Annotated in this window: 20 protein-coding genes, 1 tRNA gene and 1 pseudogene; 6 read left to right on the top strand and 16 right to left on the bottom strand. The window is 61.7% G+C overall.

Annotated features, from left to right (window positions below; genetic code table 11):
- Positions 1-115 precede the first annotated feature (115 nt).
- A complete protein-coding gene (locus P6U24_RS11685; RefSeq protein ID WP_407159270.1) occupies positions 116-649 on the bottom strand; it encodes a hypothetical protein in 534 nt (177 codons plus the stop codon).
- Positions 650-736: 87 nt separating this feature from the next.
- Here P6U24_RS11685 and P6U24_RS11690 point away from each other — a divergent pair, with 87 nt between their 5' ends.
- Positions 737-1,513, top strand: coding sequence for an SOS response-associated peptidase (locus tag P6U24_RS11690; protein ID WP_407159271.1), 777 nt, complete (start codon positions 737-739; stop codon positions 1,511-1,513).
- A 155-nt stretch (positions 1,514-1,668) separates the two neighbouring features.
- Here P6U24_RS11690 and P6U24_RS11695 read toward each other — a convergent pair whose 3' ends face one another.
- From P6U24_RS11695 to P6U24_RS11710, 4 genes are all read right to left on the bottom strand, one after another.
- Complete coding sequence (locus P6U24_RS11695; RefSeq protein ID WP_407159272.1) at positions 1,669-2,277, bottom strand: NUDIX domain-containing protein; 609 nt, start codon at positions 2,275-2,277, stop codon at positions 1,669-1,671.
- A 16-nt stretch (positions 2,278-2,293) separates the two neighbouring features.
- Entirely contained in the window at positions 2,294-2,740 is a 447-nt protein-coding gene (locus tag P6U24_RS11700) for a GNAT family acetyltransferase (protein WP_407159273.1), read from the bottom strand.
- Between the two features lie 85 nt (positions 2,741-2,825).
- A complete protein-coding gene (locus P6U24_RS11705; protein ID WP_407159274.1) occupies positions 2,826-4,253 on the bottom strand; it encodes an FAD-binding oxidoreductase in 1,428 nt (475 codons plus the stop codon).
- 20 nt (positions 4,254-4,273) lie between these two features.
- Positions 4,274-5,278, bottom strand: coding sequence for an L-threonylcarbamoyladenylate synthase (locus P6U24_RS11710; RefSeq protein WP_407159275.1), 1,005 nt, complete (start codon positions 5,276-5,278; stop codon positions 4,274-4,276).
- 238 nt (positions 5,279-5,516) lie between these two features.
- On the opposite strand from P6U24_RS11710, the gene P6U24_RS11715 reads away from it, so the two are divergent.
- Positions 5,517-5,593, top strand: a tRNA-Pro gene (locus tag P6U24_RS11715).
- Positions 5,594-5,812: 219 nt separating this feature from the next.
- Here P6U24_RS11715 and P6U24_RS11720 read toward each other — a convergent pair.
- Positions 5,813-6,319 (bottom strand): annotated as a pseudogene (locus tag P6U24_RS11720) (site-specific integrase); the annotation flags it as partial.
- A gap of 15 nt (positions 6,320-6,334) precedes the next feature.
- Here P6U24_RS11720 and P6U24_RS11725 point away from each other — a divergent pair.
- Together P6U24_RS11725 and P6U24_RS11730 are read left to right on the top strand one after the other, a co-directional pair.
- A complete protein-coding gene (locus tag P6U24_RS11725; RefSeq protein ID WP_407159276.1) occupies positions 6,335-6,634 on the top strand; it encodes a hypothetical protein in 300 nt (99 codons plus the stop codon).
- Positions 6,635-7,636: 1,002 nt separating this feature from the next.
- The gene (locus tag P6U24_RS11730; protein WP_407159277.1) at positions 7,637-11,026 is read left to right on the top strand and encodes an AAA family ATPase; all 3,390 of its coding nucleotides are present in this window, start codon (positions 7,637-7,639) and stop codon (positions 11,024-11,026) included.
- 354 nt (positions 11,027-11,380) lie between these two features.
- On the opposite strand, the gene P6U24_RS11735 is transcribed toward P6U24_RS11730, so the two are convergent.
- The 4 genes from P6U24_RS11735 to P6U24_RS11750 all read right to left on the bottom strand — a co-directional run bounded on the left by P6U24_RS11735 (position 11,381) and on the right by P6U24_RS11750 (position 15,708).
- A complete protein-coding gene (locus tag P6U24_RS11735) occupies positions 11,381-12,820 on the bottom strand; it encodes an IS1182 family transposase (RefSeq protein ID WP_407154639.1) in 1,440 nt (479 codons plus the stop codon).
- 165 nt (positions 12,821-12,985) lie between these two features.
- Positions 12,986-13,402, bottom strand: coding sequence for a hypothetical protein (locus tag P6U24_RS11740; RefSeq protein WP_407159278.1), 417 nt, complete (start codon positions 13,400-13,402; stop codon positions 12,986-12,988).
- Positions 13,403-13,512: 110 nt separating this feature from the next.
- Positions 13,513-14,865 (bottom strand): transposase, encoded by a 1,353-nt coding sequence (locus P6U24_RS11745; RefSeq protein ID WP_407154848.1) that lies wholly within the window; start codon positions 14,863-14,865, stop codon positions 13,513-13,515.
- Positions 14,866-15,156: 291 nt separating this feature from the next.
- Positions 15,157-15,708, bottom strand: coding sequence for a Cache 3/Cache 2 fusion domain-containing protein (locus tag P6U24_RS11750; RefSeq protein ID WP_407159279.1), 552 nt, complete (start codon positions 15,706-15,708; stop codon positions 15,157-15,159).
- A gap of 623 nt (positions 15,709-16,331) precedes the next feature.
- Between P6U24_RS11750 and P6U24_RS11755 the strand changes: the two genes are divergently transcribed.
- Positions 16,332-16,643, top strand: coding sequence for a hypothetical protein (locus tag P6U24_RS11755; RefSeq protein WP_407159280.1), 312 nt, complete (start codon positions 16,332-16,334; stop codon positions 16,641-16,643).
- Positions 16,644-16,768: 125 nt separating this feature from the next.
- On the opposite strand, the gene P6U24_RS11760 is transcribed toward P6U24_RS11755, so the two are convergent.
- The gene (locus P6U24_RS11760) at positions 16,769-17,179 is read right to left on the bottom strand and encodes a hypothetical protein (protein ID WP_407159281.1); all 411 of its coding nucleotides are present in this window, start codon (positions 17,177-17,179) and stop codon (positions 16,769-16,771) included.
- 179 nt (positions 17,180-17,358) lie between these two features.
- Positions 17,359-18,258, bottom strand: a complete 900-nt coding sequence (locus P6U24_RS11765; RefSeq protein ID WP_407159282.1) for an alpha/beta fold hydrolase — start codon at positions 18,256-18,258, stop codon at positions 17,359-17,361.
- Positions 18,259-19,459: 1,201 nt separating this feature from the next.
- Here P6U24_RS11765 and P6U24_RS11770 point away from each other — a divergent pair.
- Positions 19,460-19,732, top strand: a complete 273-nt coding sequence (locus P6U24_RS11770; RefSeq protein ID WP_407159283.1) for a TonB-dependent receptor plug domain-containing protein — start codon at positions 19,460-19,462, stop codon at positions 19,730-19,732.
- Here the strand turns inward: P6U24_RS11770 and P6U24_RS11775 are convergent.
- The 4 genes from P6U24_RS11775 to P6U24_RS11790 all read right to left on the bottom strand — a co-directional run bounded on the left by P6U24_RS11775 (position 19,715) and on the right by P6U24_RS11790 (position 25,868).
- The gene (locus P6U24_RS11775) at positions 19,715-21,427 is read right to left on the bottom strand and encodes an ATP-binding protein (protein ID WP_407159284.1); all 1,713 of its coding nucleotides are present in this window, start codon (positions 21,425-21,427) and stop codon (positions 19,715-19,717) included. The two genes, P6U24_RS11770 and P6U24_RS11775, sit on opposite strands and share 18 nt — an antisense overlap.
- Positions 21,408-22,910 carry an ATPase domain-containing protein gene (locus P6U24_RS11780; protein WP_407159285.1) on the bottom strand — a complete coding sequence of 501 codons (1,503 nt, stop codon included), beginning with the start codon at positions 22,908-22,910 and terminating at the stop codon, positions 21,408-21,410. Before P6U24_RS11780 ends, P6U24_RS11775 begins: the two co-directional genes overlap by 20 nt.
- Positions 22,911-22,938: 28 nt before the next feature.
- On the bottom strand, positions 22,939-23,604 hold the full coding sequence (locus P6U24_RS11785) for a PAS domain-containing protein (RefSeq protein WP_407159286.1): 666 nt from the start codon (positions 23,602-23,604) through the stop codon (positions 22,939-22,941).
- 65 nt (positions 23,605-23,669) lie between these two features.
- On the bottom strand, positions 23,670-25,868 hold the full coding sequence (locus tag P6U24_RS11790) for an ATP-binding protein (RefSeq protein ID WP_407159287.1): 2,199 nt from the start codon (positions 25,866-25,868) through the stop codon (positions 23,670-23,672).
- Between the last annotated feature and the right edge of the window lie 805 nt (positions 25,869-26,673).

The raw sequence follows: 26,673 nt of genomic DNA on the forward strand, positions 1-26,673 counted from the left end.
CCGGAACAGTAGCAGCTCGGAGCATGATCCGGACAAGCGGGAGCCGGTTTTCCGAACAGATCATGCTCAAACAGGAGACGAGATCATGGTCCGATCGGTCAGATCGGATCATGATCTACAGCCCGCCCGACATGATGACGTCGACGGCGTCGACCGGATCGACCTCAGCCTGGTCGGGAATCGGATCGATTTCAATATCGCCATTGATGATCCCGCCGACCTGTGCAACCAGCGGCTTCACCCAGCCGGCGGCCTGCTCGGCGAGCCTGGCGCGGGTCTTGTCCTGGGTGGCTTCCTGCATCGCGGCGCCCACCGCGAGCAGGATGTCGGTCATGGTCTTGGTGAGATGGTCGAACCGGACGCGGATGTCCGGATCGGCCTGTCCGTAGGCCTCGATGACGAGATCGCGGGCCTTGAAATTGGTGGCCGTGAAATGCTCAGCATAGGACAAGGGTTTCCAGGCCAGGAAATCCTCGGCGCATTCCGGAATATCGGGAATCATCTCGAGCAGCATGACGGCTTCGTTGAAATGATTCAGATAGTCGGTGGCGAGCCCGGTGCGCGGATTGATGTTGGCCGCACGCAGCAGCGCGGCACGGGCCGGATCAACGGCACCATTCGGTCGCGAGAGCGTACGATCGGATTGCACAAGTTGTGAAGCCGCTGCGGTCATCGGCTGCAGTGTTGGCATTTGGGGTTAAAAGGGGCTGAACGTCAGCAGGATTTGAGCAAGATTATGTGTGGTCGTTTCGTCATCACTTCACCACCGGAAGCTTTGCGACAGATATTCGGCTATGAGGAGCAGCCGAATTTCCCGCCACGCCATAACATCGCGCCGACACAACCGATTCCTGTCGTCATTCTCGACTATGGCAGGCGACATTTCCGTCTGATGCGCTGGGGCCTTGTTCCGGCCTGGGTCAAGGATCCCCGTAATTTCACGCTGCTCATCAATGCGCGCGCCGAGACCGTGCGCGAGAAGCCGGCGTTCAAGAATGCGATCAGGCGGCGGCGCGTGCTGATTCCTGCTGATGGCTACTACGAGTGGCAGCAAGCGGAGGGAAAGAAGCGGCCGTTCTTCATCCATCGCCGCGATGGCGCGCCGCTCGGTTTTGCAGGGGTTGCCGAGACCTGGGCCGGTCCGAACGGCGAGGAGGTCGACACGGTCGCGATCGTCACCACGACCGCGAGTCCTGATCTGGCGCACCTGCATCACCGCGTGCCGGTGACGATCGCGCCTGGTGAGTTTGCGCGCTGGCTCGACTGCAGCGCGGACGATGCCGACGAGGTGATGGATCTGCTCGGCAGACCGGAAGAGGGCGTCTTCGTCTGGCACGAGGTGTCGCGGCGGGTCAATGCCGTCGCCAACGACGATGCGCAACTTGTGCTTGCGATCACCGATGAAGAGCGCGCGGCGGAGGAGGCGGGTCTGTCAGCGAAGAAGGCCGCGAAGCCAGCCGCGCCGCGCAAGGCCTCACCACCGCCGGATGACGGGCAGGGCAGCTTGTTTTAAGTCTCGAATTGTGTTGGGTGGATGGCGCAACAACAAAGATCGTCATCCCCCGCGCATGCGCGGGATCCAGTACGCCGCGGCCTCTCGGTCAACCGCAGCCGTCTCGGAATACTGGATCGCCCGGTCGAGCCGGGCGATGACAGCGGAGTGTTCGGCTAGACCGAGGGGTCGGCACATGTTGACCAAACAAATATCTTCAGCGCTGCGTGCTGCAGCAGCATGATCGTCTTGGCATCGACGATGCGGCCGTCCGAGATCATCGCAAGCGCCTCGTCGATCTCAAGCTCCAGCACCTCGATTTCCTCGCCCTCGTCGGCGAGCCCGCCGCCGGCGCTGATGCGCATCTCGGGTTCGTATTCGGCGATGAAGAAGTGGATCTTCTCCGTCACCGCGCCCGGGCTCATGAAAGCCTCGAACACCTTGTGCACGTCGTGCAGGCGGTAGCCGGTCTCCTCCTCGGCCTCGAGGCGGATGCGCTCCTCGGGCGAGGCATTGTCGAGCAGGCCGGCGGCGGCCTCGACCAAGAGATCATCGTGGCCGGCAACGAAGGCTGGGTAGCGAAACTGCCGGACCAGGATCACCGTGCGCCGCTCGCGATTGTAGGGCAAGAGCGCCGCCGCGTGGCCGCGATCATAGGTCTCGCGATGCTGCGTCTGCCACGTGCCGTCATCACGGCGCCACTGCAGCGTGGTGGCTTTCAGCGTGCCGTAGTTGTCGGAGAGCAGGCGAACGTCCTGGACGCGGATGCGGTCGGAGATGCTCATGCGGCTCTCACTCACGTTAGGGTGTCGGCTCGCGGCCATCGAGCCATTTGGCGTAGATGACGCGGTCCTGCTCGACATAATCGAGCGTCTCGTAGAAGGCCTGCACCTTGGTATTGTCCGAGCGCACCAGCAGCATCACCTTGACGACGCTGCGCTGGCGCAGCCAGTCCTCCGCTGCCGCCATGATGGTGCGGCCATAATCCTTGCCGCGATGGTCGGGATCGACGGCGACGTAATAGACCCAGCCGCGATGCCCGTCATGGCCGACCATGACGGAGGCGACGATGCTGTCACTATGGCGGCCGACCAGGACGGCCGCGTTGTCGCCGCGCCGCGCGAACGCGATGTCGCCGGCAGGATCGTTCCACGGCCGCGTCAGGTCGCAGCGCTGCCACAGCGCGATCACGGCTTGAATATCGTCGTCGGTGATCTCTGCGATGACGAGACTCGGGGTACTGTCCATTTGGGAACTCATGCGTTTTCTCGGATTCGGCCCGCCTGCGTAGCGCGGTTTTATGACGGCCTGCTGTCGCAGAGAGTCGGCCGGTTTACAGCACCTTGCCCGGATTCATGATACCCAGGGGATCCAGCAGCGCCTTGAATGCGCGCATCAGTTCGATCGCGGTCTTGTCCTTCACCTCGGGCAGTTCGTCGCGCTTCAGCACGCCGATGCCGTGCTCGGCCGAGATCGAGCCGCCCATGCGCAGCACGATTTCGAATACCACCGCATTGACCTCGTGCCAGCGCGCCATGAAGTCGGCAGTGTCGCCGCCGACCGGCTGGCTGACATTGTAGTGCAGGTTGCCGTCGCCGAGATGGCCGAACGGGACGGGGCGCGCACCCGCGATCAGCTTCACCACCGCCGCATTGGCCTCAGCGATAAACTCGGGCACGGCGGCAACCGGCACCGAGATATCGTGCTTGATCGAGCCGCCTTCGGGCTTCTGCGCCGCCGACATCTCGTCGCGCAGCTTCCAGAAGGCCTGGCGCTGGCTCAGGGAGTCCGCCAGAACAGCATCGTCGACGATGCCGTCTTCCAGGCCTTTTTCCAGGATCGCTTCCAGCGTCGCGCGTGCATCCTCGCGCGGCGACGACAATTCCATCAGCACGTACCAGGGATGCCGTTCACTCAAGGGATCGCGCACGCCGATGCCGTGCTTGACCGAGAAATCGAGCGCGATTTCGGCCATCAGCTCGAAGCTGGTCAGGCTGCCTGCGGCCTCGGCTTGCGCAATCGAGAGCAGCTTGAGCGCCTGTGCCGGCGACTGCAGCCCGACAAAGGCGGTCTCGATCGCGCGCGGCTTCGGAAACAATTTAAGCGTCGCCGCGGTGATGATGCCGAGCGTGCCCTCGGCGCCGATGAAAAGGTTGCGCAGGTCGTAGCCGGTGTTGTCCTTCTTCAGCTTCGACAGCGCGTTGAGCACGCGTCCGTCGGCGAGCACGACCTCGAGCCCGAGCGCCATCTCGCGCGCGACGCCATAGGCCAGCGCCGCGGTGCCGCCGGCATTGGTCGAGAGATTGCCGCCGATGGTGCAGCTGCCTTCGGCGCCGAGCGACAATGGGAAAAGCCGGTCGACCTCGGCCGCCTTCTGTTGCGCCACCTGCAGCACCACGCCCGCCTCGCAGGTCATGGTGTTGGAGGCTGTATCGACCTCGCGAATCCTGTCCAGCCGCTTCAACGACACCACCACCTCGCCATTATGCGGCGTCTGGCCGCCGACGAGGCCGGTGTTGCCGCCTTGCGGCACCAGCGCGATTCCGTGCGCGCTGGCGAGCTTGCAGATGGCAGCGACCTCGGCGGTGGAGCCCGGGCGCAGCACCAGCGGCGTGCGGCCGTGGAACAGGTTGCGCTCCTCGGTGACGTAGGGCGCGACGTCCTCGGCCGCGGTCAGCGCCTGGCGTTCGCCGACGACGGCGCGGAATTTCGCGATCAGGTCCGGCGATAGCGGTGGCACGGCGGGCTGGTTGATGTTCATTGTCGTCTCTGTCCCGGTCTTCAGTCTTTCGGCGCGGCGGCACGGCGCAGTCGGTCGTTGATGGCCTCGCCGAGGCCGTCATGAGGAATCGGCATCACCGCGATGGTGCGCGCAGCCTTGGCGTCGAGCGCGCGAAGATAGCCGAAGAGATGCGTGGCCGCCTCAGTGAGATCGCCGCGCGCGGAGAGATTCATCACGGCAGTCGCATGCTCGGCGCCGGGCAGCGCGTCTGGACCGAAGGCGAGCAGCGCCTCGTCGGGGCGCACGGAGGTCGCCTCGAGCCGCACCGCGGCGCGCGGCGCATAATGCGAGGCGAGCATGCCCGGTGCCAGCGGCTGGTCGTCGCCAGCGGCGGGCTCGGGTGCCCGCCGCGCGAGCGGCGTCCCCAGCACGGCCTCGATCGCCTCCGACGGCACGCCGCCGGGCCGCAACAGGACCGGGGTCCCGAAGCAGCCGAGAATCGTCGATTCGACGCCGACCTCGACCGGACCGCCATCGACGATCAGGTCGATGCGACCATTGAGGTCGGCGTGAACGTGGGCGGCCGTGGTCGGCGACACATGGCCCGAGATGTTGGCCGATGGCGCGACCACGGGCCTGCCGACGGCGCGCAGCAGCGCCTGCGTGATCGGATGGGCGGGCACGCGGATCGCCACCGTGTCGAGGCCCGCGGTGGCGAGATCGGCGACCCGGCAGTCGGCGGTTTTCGGCAGCACCAGGGTCAGCGGTCCCGGCCAGAACGCGGCTGCCAGCCGTTCGGCGGTGGCATCGAACCGACCGATCAGCCGCGCCTCCGTAACGCCAGCGACATGCGCAATCAGCGGATTAAAGCTTGGGCGTCCCTTGGCCGCATAAAGCCGCGCGATCGCGCCGGTACAGGTGGCATCGGCGCCCAGGCCATAGACGGTCTCGGTGGGGAACGCGACCAGTCCGCCGTCCCGCAGGCAGGCCGCAGCCGCGGCAATCGCGGCGTCAGATGCCTCAAGCTGCCTGGTCTGGCAGGCCATGGTCTCGGAGATGGGCATGATCGGCTGCGATCGGGCCGGCGCGCCGGCGCTGTCCGTTGGGGTGAAAGGGGGCTGGTTGGCGGGACCGTAGCCCGTAACGCCGGCCGATCCAATAAGCTGGCGGCAAAGCTTCGATGCGGCAAGGGCTTGGCTCGTTTTCCGAAGAAAAAGCCGGAGACGGCATTTCCTTGCGATTTCGTGGTCCCGGCGCCCTTGCAGAGGGCGAAACCCGACGCTATAAGCCGGCTTCCCAAGTCGGAGCGTGGCTCAGCCCGGTAGAGCACTGCGTTCGGGACGCAGGGGTCGCAGGTTCGAATCCTGCCGCTCCGACCAGATTTCCTTAGAGTTTTTCTCCTGCGTTCGATCCTCCGTGAGGCTGGCCACCGTTTTGGCCATCGAAACATAGAAACCTTTTTGACCGATTGCAGCCGCGGCGCCCTGTAGGTAGTCGGGGTGGTGGTGGCCATAGGTGTCTTGCAAGACCTCCGGGGACATTCCAAGGAACCCGGCCGCTTCCCAGATCGATACGCCCCGCTGCATCAGCCAGGTCGCGGCGGTATGGCGCAAGGTATGCGGGGTCACCTTGCCGGCTAGGCCAGCCAGCCCGACGGCTCTGCTGAACCCCTTCTTCACCGATACGACTGGCTTCCCGTTGAACTCGACGAAGCACGTGGCGATCAGCTTGCGGTCTTTCCACCGGCGCAAGTGGGCGAGCAGCCGCGGAGGGATGGGCGCTGGAGTTTGGCGCTTCTTGGTCGCACGCTTGCCAATCGGCTTTCGGTAAAACATCCCGCGCTCAAGGTCGACGTAAGAGCGGCCAGGCTCAGCATAGGGCGAGGCCGACGCAATGGCCCCAGCCCGAGTGCCGGTATAAAGGCCGATCAGAATAAATCTGGCCACATGCCTCAGCGGCCGGCGGTTCGTGCTGACCGGATCACCTTTGGACGCTCCTGAATGGATCGTCTGCTTCTCTCGATGCGGCCAGCAATGCCAAATAAGCGCCGCGGCTTCCCATCGCGTAAGCCATCGGTCGCGCGGAGCTCCCTTCGGAAGCGACACGCGTACTAAGCCACGGTGAAAGCCTTCTTTCGCATGATGGTTGATGGCGGCGCGAAATGTCTCCAGGTCGCGGCGTGCACCGCCGCGGTTGCCGCGACGCCTGACATATGCGGCGCAGGTCTGGGCATTGACCGCGGACAGTTTCTTGCCGCCCCAGAATTCGTTGAGGCGTTCAATCCTGGCGCCAATCTCGAACTGATCGTTCGGCTCGCCGATATCGGTCAGATAGATCGACAATACGTCAGCGCAGTCGATGTCCTCGATATCCTGCCGGCGGCGTTCGGGCTGATACTTTTTGGCGATGTAATCCGCTAGGGCCTGCTCTGCCTCGCGAGACGGTTTCGTTTCAGTCGGGCTCGCAACGCATCCTGTGGCGATATGGCGGTCTCCGTTTAATGATCCAGACCGCCTGGTGAACGAGCTTTCTGTTTCGGTATCGGGCTTTTCTCTTATAGAGTCTGACCCCTTTGCTTGGACGCGGCATAACTCCCTCATGGCCCTGATCGCCTCAAGGGTAGTATAGTCCTTGTTCGCGATCCGTTCGAGAGTCAGTCGACCTCTCGCTCCTTCTCTTCGCAGGCCCGAAGCGGTCATGGATCCATCTGGAAAGGCGATCTTAGCAGCAACATCTAAACGCAGCGGCGCTGACGGATCGATCGTGTCAGCGGTAGGCTGCCTGACTTGTTTTGACATCAACAGCCTCAACCTCGACAAGTCGTGGCAGTCGTATGGATGCGGCGCGCAGAGCGTCGGCTCGTCCGGGAACGGGCGACTGACATCTATCATCGTCACACTTCCCGAATTAGAGACGAACTTGCGGGGTCGAAGCTTGTCGCAGATTTTCGTGTGCAAAGGACTGGCAATTTTGATTAAGGGCCCGAGGGGAGAAGCATTTTTTTGCCCCACGCGCACAGAGGCGCGACACTAGCAGCTGATCTCGACACAGCTCGTCTTGGCCCAAAGACTCCAACTGACTGCGCAATTCAACTGCACGCTAGCCGTGCGAGTCGATTTTTTCGCGACCACCATGCGGCTCATCAAGTTGCCGGCCGAAGCTCGGTAAGGATTGATCGCAGCTCAATAGCCAGTCTCAAGGCCAGTTCAGAGAGCTCATTGTTGCGATAGCAGCCGGAAGACTATCGGACGCCGGCAAGCGGCGCGTCATTGCTCAGGCACCCATCAGCGACAACCCTTCCTAACGGCGGGCGCTAGCTGTCTTCTTTGGACGACGCCAATTTGGGCTTGAGCAGAACTCACCCGCTGGACAGCGCCCGACGGGTGGGCGAATATCTTGCTGATCCCATGTGGAGCGTGACTATGAACGTCCGCGAATGGCTTCGCGGTCGCGGCCTGGGTCAATACGAGGAGCAGTTTCGGGATAATAAGATTGATCTGGATGTGCTCGCCGACCTCAGTGATGGCGACCTCGAAAAGCTTGGTATCCCGCTCGGTGACCGCAAGCGACTATTGAAGGCGATAGCGGAGCTTGCGCCCCGAGAAGCGCTTCCAGGCCAAGGGCGGCTGGCGGCGGCCGCTACCATTTCACCGGCGCAGTCCTTTGCTCAAGCTGGTGCCGCCGAACGCCGTCCGATCACCGTGATGTTTTGCGATTTGGTCGGCTCGACCAGTCTTGCCTCACGGCTCGACCCGGAGGACTGGCGCAATATTGTCAAGGCCTATCTCGACGAGGCGTCGAATGCAGTGACTGGGCTCGGCGGCCACGTGCTGAAGAAACTCGGCGACGGCCTGATGGCCTTGTTTGGCTATCCTCAAGCCGAGGAAAACGACGCGGAACGAGCTGTACGTGCTGGGTTGGCGATACAGCGCGGGCTTGAGGAACTCAACTTGCGCAACGCGGCCGCCGGCCTTCCAGAACTGGCCGCGCGCGTCGGGTTGGAGAGCGGTCCCGTCATCGTCGACGCGGGAGGCGAGGTGTTCGGTGAAGCACCCAATATTGCCGCGAGAGTTCAGGCTGCAGCCGAGCCGGGAACCGTGCTTGTGACGTCCACGGTCCAGCGGCAGATCGCCGGCCTCTTTATCGTCGAGGAGAAGGGCGCGCACGAGTTCAAGGGCGTGCCGGCGCCGCTGATGCTCTATCGGATCTTGCGCGTAAGCGGCGGACGCCGGAGGAAGAGCGCCCGGCTTCTCACGCCCTTTATCGGCCGGGATGAGGATATCGGAGTCCTGGCGCGCCGTTGGGAACGGGTCCGGGCGGGCGAGGGACAGTTTGTCTTGATCGTCGGCGAGCCCGGCATCGGCAAATCCCGGCTGGTTGAACAATTTCGAGGGCAGCTGGGCGAGACGCCGCACTCATGGATCGAGTGGAGCTCGTCACAGCTCTTGCAGAATACGCCGCTGCATCCGCTTCTGGGTTGGGGACGGGCTCGGTTTGGAGGTCCGGAAGTTGCGCCGGAGCGCCGGTTTGCTGAGCTCGAAGCCGTCCTTGCCCAAGTCAAACTCGATCCCGCGGAGCACTCGCCGCTCCTCGCGCCGCTCCTCGATATTCCGGTTCCACCTGAGCGCTTGCCGGGCCTTCCGCCTGATGAGGTCCGCAGCAGGCAGTTGGCCGCAATGGTCACTTGGGCGATAGCCGGCGCGCGAGCGCAACCGCTTATTCTCGTGTTTGAGGACTTGCAATGGTTCGACCCGAGCTCGCTCGATCTCTTGAGTGCGCTAAGCGATCGTGGCGCGCAGGCGCCCCTCCTGATTCTAGCGACGGCGCGGCCTGAATTCCGGCCTCCTTGGAGCCTGCGGCCGCACCACACGGTTATTTCGCTGGCGCCGCTTGAGGACGCGCAAGTTGAGCGCATGGTTCTCGAACTCGCGTATCAACGCTCACTCTCAACGGAGGTCATCAAGGAGGTGAGCGAGCGGGCGGGCGGCGTGCCGTTATTCGTCGAGGAGGTGACCCGCCTGCTTCTCGAGCGCGGGATGCAAGGAGGCCCGAAGGCGATCCCGCCGACTTTGCGACAGTCGCTTACGGCCCGCCTGGACCGCTTAGGATCAGGGCGCGAAGTTGCCCAGTTCGGGTCAGTGTTGGGGCGGAGCTTTTCGTATGGCGTTCTGCGGAAGGTCGCTGCTCATGCGGTCACCCTCGATCCTGGCCATGCCGGACTTGGCGAATCCAGCGAGCAGATTTTCGATGAAGATTTACTCCAGATCGCTTTAAGTCGTCTTCTGGACGCGGACCTTCTCTTGGTCGAGGGCGTCCCGCCGGAGGCGGTCTACCGTTTCAAGCATGCACTTATTCAGGACTCGGCATACGACAGCCTCTTGAAGAGCCGCCGCCAGACACTCCACCGTCGTGCAGCGGAAGCTCTTATTGAGAATAACGAAGAACCCGAGGCTATCGCTCGTCACTTTACTGAGGCCGGGCTGGACAGTCTCGCCATCGACTGGTGGAGCAGGGCGGGTGAAGATGCGCTGCGCCGCTCGGCCTATAAAGAGGCCATCGCTCACCTCGGCACGGCAATAGCGATCGCCGAAAAAGCGGAGCGAGGTGTTACTCGAGGAGGTGTCGGAGACGCCGGTGATGCCAGCCGACTTCTGAAATTGCACACCGACTATGGCCATGCAGCGATGTGGTTGAAAGGCTTCGCCGCAGACGAAATGAGCGCCGCCTACGCGCGCGCCAACGAAATCGCGAGTTCGGAGCACGGAGGTGATGCGCGCTTCGTCGCTTATTACGCGCGGAGTTTGACGGAATTCATGCGTGGCCAAAATTGCCAAGCCCGTGAAACAGCTGAGGCCTTCCTTCGGGAAGCCGAAACAGAAAGCCGCCCCACAGAAGCGGGGGTGGCCCGCCGCGTTCTCGGATTTGTCTTGCTCAAGCTCGGCGACTTGCAAGACGCGCGATCTGTCCTCGAGCAAGCCTTGGGCGATTACAATTATGAACGAGACGGGAAAACGCTGTTTCGTTTCGGCAATGACACTCAAGTGAGCGCGACGAACTTCCTCGCATTGACGGAATGGCATTTAGGCGAGCTCGAGCACGCCCGGCAGCTGATTGACAGCTCGACCCAGCGCGCCTCCGAATTGGGGCACGTCGCAGCGATAGCCAGCGCGCTTTTCTTTAAGGCCGTTCTCGAAAGCCGGCGCGACGACGTCTTGTCCACTCGCCTCGCCGTGGAGCCTTTGCTCGCACTGACGGAAGAGCACCACTTGAGAACTTATGCGGACGTGGGTCGGGTATTGGCCTATTGGATTCGTGGCCGACAAGTTGATCCTGAGTCGGGGGCGGTTGGGCTGAGGCTGGCGCTCGAATCCTATGTAGGCCTAGGCAACAAGAGCGGCGCTCCATCTTTCTACGGAATGCTTGCAGAACTTGAGACCATGATCGGCGACTACGGCAGGGCACTAACGCAGCTCGACCATGGGTTGGCATTGGCGGAGGAGACAGAGGAGCATTTTACAGATCCTTATCTTCATCGGCTCCGCGGCGAGTGTCTTCTGAAGAGTGAACCTGAGAACTTCCCGCCGGCCGAAGAGGCTTTCCAGACGTCGATCGCAGTCGCAAAGCAGCAAGGCGCTCGTAGTTATGAGTTGGTCGCCGCGCTTTCACTCGCCAAGCTCTACCAATCGACCGGCCGGACGGCTGAAGCCTGCGCCATTCTCTCGCACGCCCTCCATGGCTTTGCGCCAACGGCGGAAATGCCTGAAATCGACAGGGCTCGGACGTTGGTTGAGCGGTGGAGGTACGACGCATAAAGCCGGGGTGTCGGCGTCGGCAGCTTTGCGCGGCCCGCCCTCGCGATGATTAGGCTGGCGGCGAGACCAAGGCCAACGCCCCCGGTGCAGCGAACGGAGCTCATCTAATGATTTCGATAATTGAGATCGTTGCGCGGAAGGTCATCGAGATCGGCGCAAGCGGAGCTAATGAAGCCGCAGCCATCGCGGAAATGGCGTCGAGGCAGCTTTCGCCAGATCGTTCCTGCTGAACAAGGTTAGGTGCCGAAGCCAAGTGTGCACAATGCCCTTTCGGAGGGATGTCCCCTTTGGGTCTTGGGCGTGTAAAAACGGCCTTATGGGTGTCCGTCCTGACCACGAGCACGCGGGCGTTTCTCAGGCTACGATCGCCGCGATCAGCGGCTTGATCCCCATGATGTTCATGACCCGCGTCAGATTGTAGGCCAGGACAGAGAGTGCCATTTCGGCGGCTACTTTCGGAAGCGTTTTGGTCAGGAAATGCGTCGCCCCCATGCGGGCCTTCATCGTGCCGAACGGATGCTCGACTGTCTCTCGGCGCAGGCGCATGGCTTGTGGATTCGCATCGAGGCGCTGCTGCACAGCTTCGAGCAGATGCTCATGCTCCCATCGCGGAATCCGCCGCTCTGGCCCCGTCGTGCACTGGGATTTGAGTGAACAATTCTGGCAGGCAGTGGTCCAATAGCGCCTAATCCGCTTACCGTCTTCTTCGCCCGTAAAGCGATATGGCAGTTGCTCTCCAGCTGGACAGCGATAGGCGTCCGCCTCTGGTAGATAGACAAAGTCCTGCTTGCCGAAGCGGCCATCTGATTTGGCTCCCGACGTCTGCGGCTTGGGCAGAGTTACCGTGATGCCGGCCTCGTGGCAGGCGAGGATCTCGGGGCTGTTGAAGTAACCGCGATCGGCAACGGCGGTGAGCGCATCGGCCTTTAGAACAGCCTTCGCCTGCTTGGCCATGCTGGCAAGTTGCGCCCGATCCGAGCCGCTGTTCGTCACCTCGTGCGCCACAATCAGATGATGCTCGGTATCGACGGCGACCTGCACGTTATAGCCGACAACGCCGGAGCCACGGCCGCTCGTCGCCATCGAGCGGCTGTCAGGATCGGTCAGCGAGATTTGCTGGTCGGGCGAAGCAAGCATTCGTGTCTCGTAGACAGCGAGCTTGCCCATTTCCTCCTTCAGCTTTGTCAGCTTCTCGCTAAGTCTCGTCACCTTCGTCGCCAGCGCCTCCGTCGGCTCCTGCCGGTCCGCCGTATCAAGTTGGCTTAGATAACGCGCGACACTCTCCTCCAGCTGATCACGGCGTCGTTGCACCTTCGCCCGCGTGAAGTTCTTGTCCCGGTTGTTCACGGCCTTGAACTTGCTGCCATCAATGGCAACACTCGCCGTTGCGAGAAGACCCATCTCACGACAGAGTTCGACAAAGCGCGCACAGACCCTGCGAAGCGCCAGGCCATTGTCCTTGCGGAAATCCGCGATCGTCTTGTGATCAGGAGCGAGTCGACCCAGCAGCCACATGACCTCAACATTACGTCCGGCTTCCCGTTCGAGCCGACGGCTCGACTGCACTCGGTTCAGGTAGCCGTAAATGTACAGCTTCAGGAGAACCGAGGGGTGATACGAGGGCCGTCCCGTTGCCGCTGGCTCAACCCCGTCGAACCCAATCTCGGCCAGATCGAGTGCGTCGACAAACACGTCGATCACGCGAACGGGGTTACTCTCGTCAATGAAATCATCGAGGCATTCGGGCAATAGCATCCATTGCCCACGATCCGCCTCTTCAACGAAGCGCTTCATCGACTCCCCCAAGAATCACAGGAGAATCTTAACAGAAGCACAGCGTTTTCACACAGCCAGGGTCAAGAGCTGCCCTATAGTCATTCGAGCGCTCGCTTCCGGTTGCGCCCAAGAAGCGGACATCACTGCGGATGACCGGAAGGTTCGCGATGGGCTAACAGCAGACTACGCGCCCGCTGGCGAACGACGGTGCGCCAGCCAATAGTCGATCTGCCACGCTTCGTAGCCGAGCAATTCGCCAAAGCGCCGTTCGCGACGGTCGGACCAAGCCCCGGGCTCATTCAAAAGTGCAAGCATGGCGTCAACCTGCCACTCGTGGCCCGGTAAGGCGTAGAAGAGCATCCGATATTCAAGCTGCGGTGCGCCAGGACATACTTCAATCACTTCGCGTCTTACCAGGCGACCCAAGGCAACGTGTCTATCGAACATCCGCCAATATCGAATGCAGATGTCTGGCTCTTGCCCAATGATGTCCATGAAATATGAGAGGGGCTTGATGCCCCTCAGCATCAGGCCAAGTTCTCTGTTGGTGTGAACCAAATAGGCCAGCTGGCGAAGCCATTCGGATTGCATGTGCGACATGTTGATCGCACAAAGTTAATTTCTGCTAAGGGTCGATTCCGTTGAAAAAGTCGGCAGTAGTTTCGTCGCGAAAGACCGCTGTTCCACGAACGAATTTGGCTTGGTGGGGTTCACGCGGGCGTCGGTGCAGGCATCGGGATCAGCTTGGCCATCTTACGAAGGTTCTGAGCGGTGGCCGCGAGGGTGAACTCGTCGCGTGCGCCGTTCGGTCCTCTTAGGCGCAGCCGATCCAGCTTGAGAATGCGCTTGAGATGCGCGAACAGCATCTCGATCTTCTTGCGGAGCCGGCGTGAAGTGCGGCCTTCCCATGAGCTTGCGATCTCGCGCGCCATGTCGCGAGCGCCCTCGTAGATCGAGCGTGGAACTTTCCGGGCCGGGGTGTTGGGGCAACACCTGCTTTTCAGAGAGCATGCTTGACAATCGTGCTTGCTCGCGCGGTAGAGGATCGTCCTATGGTCGTTCACCGGCCTCCCTGTGGTGGTGAGGGTTTTGCCATCGGGGCAGCGATAGACGTCCGCAGCATAGTCGTAGGTGAAGGCCTCGCGCGAGAAAGTCCCGTCGGTGCGGGCCGACTTGTCGAAGACGGTCACGTGCGGCTCGATCCCCTGCTGGTAGACCAACCACCCGAGCATCTCAGCGGAGCCATAGGCACTGTCGCCGAGAAGCCGGCTTGGATAAAGATCGAACCTTTCGAGTGAACGCTCAATCATGCGCTTGGCGGCCAACACTTCTGCTTGGCGGATCGCCGTGGTCGCCTCGACATCGACGATGATCGCATTCTCGACGTCGACCAGATAGTTCGTCGAGTAGGCGAAGAAGGCTTGGCCGCCGTGCGCTCCCGTCCAGCGTGCCGCTGGGTCGGAGGGCGACACAAACTTGGGCGTGACCTCCGTCGCGGCGCCGAACGCGGCATCATCAAGAACAGCAAGATATTCATCGATCGCTCGGCTGGCAGCCTCCGGTGGAAGCCCCTTGTCGCCTTCGATGCCCTTCTGCCGATTGGCATCCGCCTTGATCAGGCTCGCGTCGACCGCGAATCCTTCGCCGCCGACCAGGCGCTCCCGGATGCACCGGCGCAAGACGGCCTCGAACACGCGGCGGAAGAGATCGCTCTCACGGAAGCGGCCGTGCCTGTTCTTCGAGAACGTCGAGTGATCAGGGACAGTCCCGTCCAGACCCAGACGGCAAAACCAGCGGTATGCCAGATTGAGGTGGACTTCGTCACAGAGCCGCCGCTCCGATCGGATGCCGAAGCAATAGCCGATCAGGAGCATCCTGATCATCAGCTCCGGATCGATCGAGGGCCGCCCGATGTTGCTGTAGAACGGTGCCAACTCCCGTCGCAGGTCCTCCAGGTCGACGAACCTATCGATCGACCGCAGGAGGTGGTCGGCTGGGATGTGCCTTTCTAGCGAGAACTCATAGAACAACGCAGCCTGTTCGACTTGCCGATGCCCCATCATGATCTTCAGTCCTGCCCAATTAGACAGACTGAATCATCGATATCTCTGCGTCGCAACTGCCGACTTTTTCAACGGAATCGGCCAAGAGCGGTCGTTAGTCGCGACGACTACCCATGCCGCTGGTGGCCTCATGTGAGCTCGTGCACGTTTGGGGCCTGGCAGGAGGCTGACTGGGGCCGCAATGGTCATGACTCTCAATGCGGCCACGCTCACGCTCCAACCATTTGCGCGCTTCACGCCGCCATGGCGGTTTCACTTGATCGCCCCGAGTTACCTCTCGGCGCCCTGGTATTAATCCCGACCGGTCGCGCGGCCGACGGTCTCCGTCGGATAACCTACGTAGTAGATTCCAATAACGTTTTGCGACGAATCACGTATCGGCTTGTACCCTGTGATGTAAGGTTTGCCGAGGATGTCCACCTCCCCATAGAACGCTTCATCTTTCCTGATGGACTCAATCGCCTTGCCTTTGGGGTCGAGAATTGTTCCGGTTGCTCGCGAACCGTCGTCCCTTTTCACGTTGGTGGCTACGCGGACATACTCATCACCGCTCTTCACGAAGATCGTAGCGGTGCCCTGAGCTTGCTTTACGACCTCGTCAACCAAGTCGAAATTGTTGTTGATCTTGGTTGAACCAAAATAGATGGCAGGCACTTCCTTACCTGCGACGGCATCGGTCCCCTCGAGCCTTGGCGGACCTAGTGTGTTCGCCATTGACTCCAGGATCTCCATCGCCTTCTTCACGTTCGTTTCCTGAGCTTGGCCAACGTTCGGCAGAAGCATCGCGGCCACGACGAGGCACGCGACTGTCGATATATGGATAGCAGTTTGCTTGGGGGTCATGAGCTTTCCTCCCCTTGAAAAAACGCCTGTATACGTCGGGGTCCTCACCTGATTTCGGTGACGGCTCAGAGGATGAGGCTGTGGCGGTTTGGGTTTAATGTCACGCGACGACCTCGCAGTGGTAGGCGTGACGACACGTGTCTCGACCAGTCCGGCATGCTCATGGTCGGTGGCTTGCTTGGATCAACTGAGTTGTAGTCTAAACTTCTTCAACGAATGCAGCGCGCGGTTTAGCAACCGTGCACAGTTAATCTATATCACGGAGCGACAACACGGCCATTGAAAACTGGGACAGCAATTCTGCCTTTAGAAGGGCGCTCGCGGCATGCCGTGCGGCCTGCCCTGATGTTGGGTGGCACTGCATCCATGTCGCATTAGGGTCCAAAGTCCGAAACACTCAACCGGAGCAATTCCGGTCCGCTGACCTCCCGGGAGCAGACCTGAAAGCGCGGCTCGCCGCCTCGGCTAATGGGCCAGTAGCGGATTGCGTCAATCTGTCGCTTCGAGGATATCCCCAATCGTCTCCAGAGATGGCATGCCCGTGGGGTTCTATACATTCGTAATTCCCGATCGCTCCGCGGAGTCTCGGAAAAAGCTGGCTACCAATCGCGGTGGAGGAAGCCGTGATAGACCCGTCAGACTACGTTTTTGCTGGTGCATTAGCACTGGTCGTAGGCTGCAACACCTTTTTGGGTACGCGCCTAATGCGCGAAAGCACCAACATGGATTGGAGCTTGACGGGCAAATCCAGGTCGGTCTGTACCGACTTGGCTCGCAGTTTGGGGCGGACCGATCCTGATGATTGGCGTGCGTTTTTTGATCTGGTTAGGTCGATCTTCACGCCACCTGCTGATCTCGGCGTTCAGATTTCGATTATTGTGTTCTGGGTGATATTCGTGACGGCTCACATTTCGATGTTGCTGAAAGCACGTTAGGCCGACATTGCGGCTTCGTGGCAACGTTGGATTTGTTGTCTGCCACGGCGTCGTCTGCTGCAGAAATTGTGCGACCGTGAATGCAGACGCCCCAGGATTTGGCCGCTTCTTAATGTATCCACGTCCTAGAACACCGGCACCAGGCTGTCGCGCAATCCGCACGCGATGATCTCGCAGCCGCGATCGTGATCGGCGCGCCAGGTATCGGCATAGCCGCCGTGTCTAACGGCAAGCCAGCCCGCGTCGCGGTCATCGCATGAGCGAGCGCCACCGCGTTCACCGCGCGTAGCAGCCAGTCCGATCGCGCGAGATACCGCGCCTGCCAGTAGATCGCCGCTTCCATCCGCGTCACGTTGGAATAGCTTGGCAGCGGCCGCACCGCGCCCGGTTTTGCGTGCGCATGGTTTTCTCCAGCTCGCCCGTTCCTGCTGCGCGAGCAAATCAACGAATTCGCAACAATAGGCCGGCCAGGCCGCGCTATAACCAGCGATCGTGCGCATCGCCAGCAGGCGCAGCGTCCGCATCGCCTCGGCCAATCGCTTCCCGACATAAGCTCGACTCGTGGCGCTGGGCGAAGCTTGCCGCCCGTGTCCTTGAACAGCGCGCCAACAAAGCTGGTGCCTTCGCGCCATGCTGCCTCGTCGTCCGGCAACTCCTCGACCCGATCATCAAGAGTCGCGGATGGCAGATTACACTCCGCTAATCCAGCTACGAGCTAAGTCTGCCAAGTTCGTACCGTCAGGACCGCCTCGGTGAAAGCGCCTGGCGCTTCCTGCGGAACGTTATGCCCGACCGGCAGGGTTCGATGCTCATGAGGGCCAGTGAACAGGCGTGCGTGATCCAGGGTGCCGCCCGGCTTGAGAGGGTCGGCGGCACCATCGATCGTCACGGAAGGCACCGTGATTGGAGGACGTCCCGCAAGTCGGTTTTCAAGCGGCTCAAACATGGGATCACCTGCGGCGTGGCCGTGCATGCAGCGGTAGGCGTGGATCACGACTTCGACGAAATCGGGGTTGTCGAATGCGCGGGCCGTCCGGTCGAAGGTGGCCATATCGAACGTCCAGCCAGGTGACCATTCGCGCCACAGCAGCCGACTGATCTCCACGCGGCTTTCTTGCAGGCAGGCTCGGCCCCGCTCTGATTGGAAGAGGTGCTGATACCAGCAGACGCGCTCGAGCGAGGGTGCGAAGGCCGACCTCTGCTGCTCCACATCGATAATGTCGTAGCTGGCGTATGAAACGAGACCGCCGACCTGCTCCGGCCAGAGCGCGGCGACGACGCAGCATGCATTGCCGCCCCAATCGAAGCCACCAAGGATCGGGCGGGTCAGCTGCAGGGCGGTTATCAATTGGACGACATCCAGCCCGCGGGCGGCCTGCTGGCCGCTCCTTATCGTTCTGTCGGACAGAAAGCGGGTGGGGCCGTAGCCGCGAACATACGGTCGAATGACCCTAGCGCCGATAGCGGCCAGGCGGTGCGCGTCGGCCTCGAACGCGTGCACGTCATACGGAAAGCCGTGAACGAGGACGACTGGCCAGCCGTCCGACGGCCCGTCTTCCAGATAGGCGACGCGGAGGAACTCGGTATCAATCAGTCGAGGGGGGTTTTGGGACATCATAGGTCTCAAGGCAACTGATATCGCGAAGCAACGCCAGGGCGGGCATGTGGGTCCATCTCCTCGTCCCGCTGCCGCCTGACCCCGAGCCGCGCTCCGTCAAATGTGAACAAACTCCGTGGCGTCACTCCATGCCGCCGGGCGGCGTTGCAAGCGTTGCTGGTCGCTGCGTAGCTCTCGGCCAAGATCGCAGCCTCCTGTTCACGCTCCACTCGCGTCGTCGGCCTGCGCCAGTGAACCAATCCGCCGCAAGGCGTCGGCTCCAGGCTTGGATAAACGGTCATCGTCATGTGTCGAAGCTCCTCATTTTCCGACCACCGACAATGATCCCTGGCGGAAGATGGCGTCAGGACGGCGCTTACGATCGGCAGCTTCGGGCCAACAAGAGACGTCGCTATGAGAACGTTGTCGGGAATCCAAAGAAAATACTTCGATAGGCGTTCTGCCGAGCTCCGTTAACGAATGTCGTGCTGCGATCAGGTCAAGCTCGCAGCGCGTGGGATCCAATGTCTATTCGCCAGATTGTTTTCGCCGTCGTACTGCTCGGCGCTTTGGTTCGGTTCGGGCCTGCGACAGCTGAAGATGGCTTCCCAACAGCGGAGTGGGGGCGCGTCACCCCTGCAGAATTGGGCTGCTCAGAGACCGAATTGGCCCAAGCGCGATCCTTTTCGGATCAGATTCGCTCGAGCGCGGTTGTGATCGTTCGGCACGGAAAGGTAGTGGCCGAGTGGGGCAATAGGCCGCTGTGAAGCGACGACGTGGGATGCGTGGCGGGCGGTTGGGGGTGGTTGTGCGTTATGTCTCTCTATCGATCTCTCGCTTTCGGTCGTCTCCTGCCTCCTATCCTCGCTGAAGCGCAAGCTCAGATGCCCTCGGCGTCTCCCGGCCAGGCAGCGATCTCGCTGCCGCCTGTTACCGTCGATGCGCCGCGGCGGCGACGAACGGCGGGATCGGCGGCAACATCCAATTCGCAAAGGGGCCCCGTCTCTCGGACAGACCAAGCTCCGCCACCCTGAAACACAGCCGAAGCGTCACCGCAGTCGCAGGGGCAAGGGCAGGCGCCGGCGACGCCGCTGAACACGAACGTGGTGACGCCGAGCGCGAGCCGGCTGGGGCTGACTCCGCGGGAAATCCCGGCAACCGTCGAGGCGGTCGGGCGGAAACAATCCGCGAGCAGGGCTACCACACCACGATCGACACGGTGAAGGGTGCAACCGGCGTTAGCGCTGGCGATGCGCCGAACGACGTGTCGTTCGCCATGCGTGGTTTCCAGGGCAACCAGATCAATGCGACTTATGACGGCATCGGCCCAACCGGCTTTACGGCCCTGACCATGGAAACGTTCAACCTTGATCGGGTGGAATTCCTGAAGGGACCGTCGTCGGGCCGGCCGATCACCGGGATCGAGACGATGGCCGTCCACCTGCCCAGTCTGGAGGCGATTGCGCCCGCCTGCTTACGCGAACTCAGCTAAGTCGCGCAAAGCGCTTTGCAGGGTTTCTAGGCGATAGGGCTTCTCGATGAGTCGCAGACCCTCGTCTGGATCCAATTCGCGAAAGGCGTCTGAATACCCAGAGGTCAGCAGCACCGGTAGTTCGGGCCGGAGCCGCTTCAGCTCGCGCGCGAGATCGACACCGTTCATGCCCCCGGGCATCACAACGTCGGAGAATACGAGGTCCACGCCTCCCCGGTTGGTCGCAAGCTTAGCGAGAGCTTCTCTTGCGTTGGCAGCACGCGCGACAACGAAGCCGAGGGTCGTCATCATCTCCATCGCGAGTTCGGCGACATCGTCGTTGTCCTCAACGACAAGCACCTTGCGCCCGCCGTGAGAGAGGCGCTCGCTTGCCGCCGGCGACCGCTCCGGCAGGGTCTCGGCGGAAGTCGTAGTAGCCCGCGGGAGGCGCAGGATGAAGGTTGCACCCTGTCCTAGATCACTCTGGACTTCGATGTGCCCGCCCGACTGGCTGGCGAACCCGTAAACCTGGCTTAGGCCTAGGCCCGTACCCTTGCCGACCGCCTTGGTTGTGAAAAACGGGTCGAATATGCGATCGATGATGTCCGGCGGAATGCCTGTGCCGGTGTCCCGGACTTCGATCCGCACGAACTCGCCCTTTGTGCCGTTCGCGCCTGATTCTCCAAGCCGCTCATTGCGGGCGGCAAGGGTGAGCACGCCGCCGGAAGGCATCGCATCCCGTGCGTTCACAGCCAAGTTAAGCAGCGCAAGTTCGAGCTGCCCGGGATCGGCCAGAACCGGCCAGAGCTTAGGCTCCAGATCCACCTCGACTGTGATATCGCCGCGAAGCGCACCGCCCACCAGGATGCGCATGCCGTCGATCAAGCTTCGCAGGTTGATCGGCTCAGGAGCCAAGGTCATGCGCCGGGCAAATGCGAGCAACTGACGGGTCAGCGCCTCGCCCCGCTTGGCTGCTTGGCGCATGGCTGTGATCAGCTTTCGCCGTCGCTCTGGATCCGCCGATCGCTCGATCATGTCAAGGCCGCCGCTAATGACCATCAGGAGGTTGTTGAAGTCGTGGGCAACGCCGCCGGTCAGCTGGCCGATCGCCTCCGTCTTCTGTGCCTGAGCGAGCGCGCGCTGAGCCTCCTCACGTTCATGCATGGCTTTCTGAAGCTCTTCCAAAGCCTGCTGCAGTTCGCGCGTGCGCACCTCGACGCGCTGCTCCAGGGTCTCATTCAGGCGGCGAAGCTCCGCTTCCTGCCGGGCGCGCTCCAACAAGTGATCCCGGATCTCGTACTGACGCCGGCGCGCCGTCAGCGCCGATTGCAGGGCACTGATGAGTGAGGCCGAACGCAGCGGCCGCTCCAGCATAACAATGTTGCGATAATCGCCGATCCGTTCAGCCGCGGGCCGGGTCGGGCCGCGCCCGGCGGCCTTGGCGATCAGCAGGACGGGAATTTCAGACCAAGCGGGTTGCTCCGCTAGGGCGCTATGAAGCCGGTCGACGGTCTGTTGCTCCCTCAGAGCTTCCTCGGCTACCAGGATGGCGCCGGCCCCATCGGCAATGTGGACGCAGAGCGATTCCAGCGTCGGGCACGTCTGCGGGAGCATGCCGGCTTTGGTAATGACGTCGGCCACTGTCGGCGCGTCCCGGCCAGAGGGAGCCAAGATCAAGATGCGCAGCGTAGAGCGTTTAACGTCGCTGCTCATCATCACTGGACTCTGCAAGGGCTTCGCGCTGTCCGACAAACCTGGGCGCCCCCGTGAGGACGCCTTGAAAAGCGCGCAGCGGCTCGCCCACTGTTACGCCGGTCTTCGATGACAGAGTATATTCCCGGATTGTACTTTCGTGCTCGCCGGCCCTGCTCTTCAGGACCGATACCGCTTTTCGAACTTGGCCTTCGGCTTCGAAATAGCGCAGCAGCACAAGCGTATCCGCCATGAAACTGAGATCCAACGGAACGTGCGTCTCGCCGACCAGTCCGTGCTGGGCGAGAATCAGGATCGTCACGATTCCCTGATTTCCCAGATAGGTGAGCAACTCGTGCATGTGCAAGATGAGTGCTTGTTCCTGGGGCATCGAGGCGATGTAGCTGTTCAGGCTGTCGATCACGACGACCCTAGCGCCCGCGGCGACCTCGCGCTGGACGTCCGAAACGAACTCGCCGGGGGACAATGTGGTTGGGCTGAGGTCGGTCCAGGATAGCCGGCCGGCTTCCCTGGCAGCGTCAAGGTCCAGTCCAAGCCGCAGTGCGCGGTCCGCAGCGGTGCGGTAGCTTTCGTCGAACGCGAACAGGGCGGCGCGCTCACCGCGTTTCGCCGCAGCCAGCGCGATCTGGATGGCGAGGGTGGATTTCCCGACGCCTGACGGGCCAATCAGCAGCGTGCTCGTCCCGCGACGAAGCGCATCACCAAGCAGGGCATCCAGTTCCGGCTTTTCGCTGGAGATCGGCTCGTGGGGAAAGCTCGCCTTGTGCTGGGCCGCGAGCAAGCTGGGAAACACCCGCAGGCCTCCCGTTCGTATGATGTAATCATGATAGCCGCTGCGGAAATCGACGCCGCGCAGCTTGATGACCGAAAGCCGCCGGCGCACCGCGCCGTACTCCATCCGCCGCTGTTCCAGGCTAAACACGCCATGGACAACACTGTGCAGGTGCAGCCCTGGAACGGTCTCGGTGAGATCGTCCAGCGCCAGCACGGTGCAATCGCGCTCCGAAAAGAAGCGCTTCAAAGTCAGGATCTGGCGCCGGTAGTTAAAAGGGTCCTCAGCAAGCAGCCGAAGCTCCGTAAGCGCGTCAATCACTAGGCGCGCCGGCTTCTCCTGGTCGATTTTGTCCATTATCAGTTTGATGGTGTGGCCGAGCTCCACCTCCGACGGATGGAGTAGCCCCTGCTGTTGGTCGGGGTCCGCTTCAAGCGGCGTGACCTGAAGAATGGTGACTCCGTCCAGCGACCATCCGTGACTTGCGGCGGTTTTGCGAAGCTCCTGCTCGCTCTCTGAAAGCGTGATGTAGAGTGTGCGTTCGCCATGGCGGGCACCCTCGATGAGGAACTGCATCGCCATGGTGGTTTTGCCAGAACCTGGCGTACCCTCGATCAGGTAGAGGTTCTCTCGCTCGAGGCCGCCAATCAGGATGTCGTCCAGCCCCGGCACGCCCGAACTTGCCTGTCGTTTAGATGCGCCTTCAACAGCCATCGCAGTTTTCCAACTCTTGATCAATGCGCTAAAAACGAGGACCGCGGCCAACGGTATCTGGGCCGTCGATGTCCGGATCCTGGGCGGGCGCCTGCCGTATTCCGTTCCCATCCGCGCCGCTATTTGCGAAGCGCTTATGGCCAAGCAGCTCGGCCGCTTTCGTTTCATATTCCTCGGCCATGCGGCTCAGTGCATCGGCCGCAAAATCGTCCGCCACTGCATTGGCCAGTCGCCGGCAGCGACGGGCCTGGGCCTGGAAATCCTCGGCGCGTGCTTCGTCTGTCACATCTTCGAGCAAGTTCACCGCGCCTGCGCACTTGCCATCTTTGTCGAAAATCGGAGTTGGATAGGGCCGGAAGACCACGCGCGTGCCATCGGGCCGCTCTGCCACCGCTGTCACCCCGCGGATCGGCCGCTGGGTGTTGATCGCGACCGCCATGGGGCATTCGGCATGGGGCAGAAACTCGCCGGCGTTGGTGTAGAGGCGCCAAGTAACGCACCAGCGGTCCGCCCCGACTTCCGGCCGCCGCCCTGTGAAATCGATGCACGCGGGATTGAAATAGGTGATCACCCCATCGACGTCGGTGACGTAGATGGCGGCAGGGAGTTCGTCGAGCGCCTCACGCAGCGCTTGGTCGCCCGCCAGCGCGGCGCTCAGCGCGCGCTCCAGCATAGTCTCGATCGCGTCTGACATGGCTTACCTACTTTCATGATCACCCTATCAGGTAAGGTGAGCTCGCAGCGTAAATATCGCGATTCTTAGAGCTGATCATCGAGCACATCCCGAATTCTGGCGGCCAGGTCAGCGGAACTGAATGGCTTGGTGATCAACCGCACGCCCTTGTCCAGCCGACCCTGGTGGATAATTGCGTTGCGAGCGTAGCCCGTCGTGAACAAGACCTTCAAATTAGGCTTCAAGTCGCGGGCCTGCTCGGCCACTTGGGCACCTGTCATGCCGCCCGGCAGCACGACGTCCGTGAACAACAGGTCCACGCGGCCTTGCCGTTCCAGCAGACGAAGCGCGGACGGTCCATCATGAGCTTCGACCACGCGATAGCCGAGCTCCCGCAGGATTTCAACGGAATAGGTCCTGACGTCGTCGTCGTCTTCAAGGACCAGGATAGTCTCCTCTTCATCGCCATCGGGGATGGTCTCATCGATCCCGCTCTCGCTGTCGGCGGCGGCAGCGATAAGCCGCGGAAGGTAGATTTTGACCGTCGTTCCTTGGCCGAGCTCGGAATAGATTTTCACATGACCAGCGGATTGTTTGACAAAGCCATAGACTTGGCTGAGGCCGAGACCCGTGCCTTTGCCGACCGGCTTGGTGGTGTAGAAGGGCTCGAACGCTCGGCCCAAAATCTCCTCGTCCATTCCCTTGCCAGTGTCCGAGATGGAGATGGACACATACTGGCCGGGAGTCACCTCGGCATAGTTCGCGGCGTACGCCTCGTCGATGTGCGCGTTGGCGGTCTCGATGGTGAGGCGGCCACCGTCCGGCATGGCGTCCCGGGCATTCACCGCCAAATTGAGGATCGCTGCCTCGAGCTCGTTGGCATCCGCTTCGACCTGCCACAGGCCGGCAGCCAATACGGTTTCGACCGCGACAGTTTCACCTAGCGTCCGGTGTACCATCTCTGAGAGGCTAGTCACCAATCCGTTCACGTTCAGCGGCTTCGGATCGAGCGGCTGACGCCGCGAGAAGGCCAGCAAACGCTGGGTGAGGGCGGCGGCGCGCCGCGCACCATTGAGCGCTTGATTGGCGGCCCGCTTCAGTCGAGGAGCTTCATCCGAAACGTTGCGCAGGATGGTGTCGAGGTTGCCGATAATCACTTGCAGCAGGTTATTGAAATCGTGGGCCACACCGCCGGTTAGTTGGCCGATCGCCTCCATCTTCTGCGATTGACGCAGCGCCTCCTCATTCATCCTAAGCTGAGCCGTCCGTTCGGCGACCTGATGCTCCAGAGTAGCGTTTAGCTCACGCAACGCTTCTTCCACGCGACGGCGCTCAGTGATTTCCCGTTGGGCCGCCTGAGAGAGCCTTGCGTTGTCGATCGCCACCGCGGCTTCCGCCGCCAGACCCGCAAGTCCTCTCTCGGAGCGCTCGTCGAATACGCCCGGCGTGGCATGGCCGAAAAACAGTCCGCCCAACACTTCTCCAGTTCGTGAGACGACCGGGACGGCCAGATAGCTACGCACAGGGAGGTGGCCCTCGGGCATCCCTGTGCGAGGCGCGTTCTTGCCGTAGCGCGGGTCTTTGGTGATGTCGTCGGATCGGACGATACCCTCGCCTTTGAAGGTGGGCGCGAACACCGCGGTGTTGCGGGGCATTGGGAATTTCGAGAAGGCCTCCATCGGCACGCCGGACAAGGTGTAGAGCATATAGCTCTCGCCCTGCTCATTGAGCACATTGTAGAAGAATGCACCGAACTCGGCGCCCGACAGCTCGACGCCGGCATCGGTGACAATCTGCACCAGCTTGTGGAGGTCCGTCTCGGCCGCGAGCGCGGAGCCTGCTCGATTGAGGATTTCGAGGGCCCGACGTTCTGCGGCGGCTTCTTCCTCGGCTGCCTTGGCCCGCGTGCGGTCGCGGACGATCTTGACGAAGCCCTTGATTTCGCCATCCGGATTGCGAATGGGCGTCATTTCGCCGACTGCCCAGAGCCGGCCGCCCCCTTTCTTGAGTCGCCAACCCTCAGTACCGCCACCCACGCCCTGGTTGCGGGCTTCCTCGAATTCACGCTTGATCTGGCTTGCATCTTCGAACAAGCGGTCGAGCGTCCGGCCCAGCATTTGTTCCTCGGTCCAGCCGAGCAGCCGATAAGCGCCCTGGTTCCAACTCGTCACCAGCCCGGCCTGGTTGGTGGTGATGATTGCCGTGTCGGTTGCGCTCTGGACGATCTGCCGCCAATCGGATGCGCTAATGGCCTCCGGCCTGAATTCCGAGTTGGCGTCGTTCATGTCGATAGGTTCCGGGGATGCTCTCCCGGCGCACGCGTCCGGCGCGAAATCCTGTTGGACACTGGTGGAAGGCCCCCAAAGCGAATCCCGCATAAACGTTCCAAGCGGGCGTTGGTTCCATTTTGATAGGTTCCATGGCAAAACGCGTAAGATCTTGGCGCTGCGTTTAGGCGACCAACGCACCCGCCGCTGCCCACCGCTCGGTTCCGATAAGCGAAGCGACCCCGATGCCGCTCAAGGCTAACGAGAACCCTCCGCCCACCTCAGGCCCGAAACTTCGATGGCCACAGCCTTTGCGTTTCGGAGACGAACGCTGCCTCCGCCGGCAGACTGCGACGCCGCATCGGTAGACCGCCTCGATCTCGGCCGGCATCTGGACGTAATAGGCATGTCCTTTCAGTTTGGCCGTTGCCACCCCCACAAGCGGGCAAACCTTATCCCGCTATGAGCGAGTAGTAAATTGACGTGAAAACCAACGCGCCGCGATCGGCTCCTATGCCGACGATCAGCGCTCCCGCTCCAGATGAGAGCGCTCACAAATCCGGTGCCGCCCGAGAGATGCATTGATGTGCCTGCGAAGCGGAGCAGCACAGCACCGCAACTTGCATCGTTTTCAGTACAACCTGATGACAAGCTCACCTCCGCGCCGATCCACAATGCCGATAGCTGGGCCGACACTTGCAGAATAATGGACGGGCACTCGAAATTATGGCGCCATAAAAGAGTTCGTTTCGATTGCGAAATGGTCTGCTGCTTAGGGCCGAGCGGAAGTCACTCACTTGCGTACAAAATCGAGCTTTTGACC

It is taken from the genome of Bradyrhizobium sp. STM 3557, assembly GCF_045571465.1.
Classification (GTDB): Bacteria; Pseudomonadota; Alphaproteobacteria; order Rhizobiales; family Xanthobacteraceae; genus Bradyrhizobium.

Bases quoted from the DNA above. Each gene is read 5' to 3' on its own strand.
- P6U24_RS11790 (WP_407159287.1), bottom strand. From the start codon at position 25,868: ATGAACGACGCCAACTCGGAATTCAGGCCGGAGGCCATTAGCGCATCC.
- P6U24_RS11735 (WP_407154639.1), bottom strand. From the start codon at position 12,820: ATGAAGCGCTTCGTTGAAGAGGCGGATCGTGGGCAATGGATGCTATTG.
- P6U24_RS11765 (WP_407159282.1), bottom strand. From the start codon at position 18,258: ATGTCCCAAAACCCCCCTCGACTGATTGATACCGAGTTCCTCCGCGTC.
- P6U24_RS11730 (WP_407159277.1), top strand. From the start codon at position 7,637: ATGAACGTCCGCGAATGGCTTCGCGGTCGCGGCCTGGGTCAATACGAG.
- P6U24_RS11710 (WP_407159275.1), bottom strand. From the start codon at position 5,278: ATGCCCATCTCCGAGACCATGGCCTGCCAGACCAGGCAGCTTGAGGCA.
- P6U24_RS11740 (WP_407159278.1), bottom strand. From the start codon at position 13,402: ATGTCGCACATGCAATCCGAATGGCTTCGCCAGCTGGCCTATTTGGTT.
- P6U24_RS11780 (WP_407159285.1), bottom strand. From the start codon at position 22,910: ATGGCTGTTGAAGGCGCATCTAAACGACAGGCAAGTTCGGGCGTGCCG.
- P6U24_RS11690 (WP_407159271.1), top strand. From the start codon at position 737: ATGTGTGGTCGTTTCGTCATCACTTCACCACCGGAAGCTTTGCGACAG.
- P6U24_RS11775 (WP_407159284.1), bottom strand. From the start codon at position 21,427: ATGATGAGCAGCGACGTTAAACGCTCTACGCTGCGCATCTTGATCTTG.
- P6U24_RS11700 (WP_407159273.1), bottom strand. From the start codon at position 2,740: ATGGACAGTACCCCGAGTCTCGTCATCGCAGAGATCACCGACGACGAT.
- P6U24_RS11705 (WP_407159274.1), bottom strand. From the start codon at position 4,253: ATGAACATCAACCAGCCCGCCGTGCCACCGCTATCGCCGGACCTGATC.
- P6U24_RS11745 (WP_407154848.1), bottom strand. From the start codon at position 14,865: ATGATGGGGCATCGGCAAGTCGAACAGGCTGCGTTGTTCTATGAGTTC.
- P6U24_RS11750 (WP_407159279.1), bottom strand. From the start codon at position 15,708: ATGACCCCCAAGCAAACTGCTATCCATATATCGACAGTCGCGTGCCTC.
- P6U24_RS11695 (WP_407159272.1), bottom strand. From the start codon at position 2,277: ATGAGCATCTCCGACCGCATCCGCGTCCAGGACGTTCGCCTGCTCTCC.
- P6U24_RS11785 (WP_407159286.1), bottom strand. From the start codon at position 23,604: ATGTCAGACGCGATCGAGACTATGCTGGAGCGCGCGCTGAGCGCCGCG.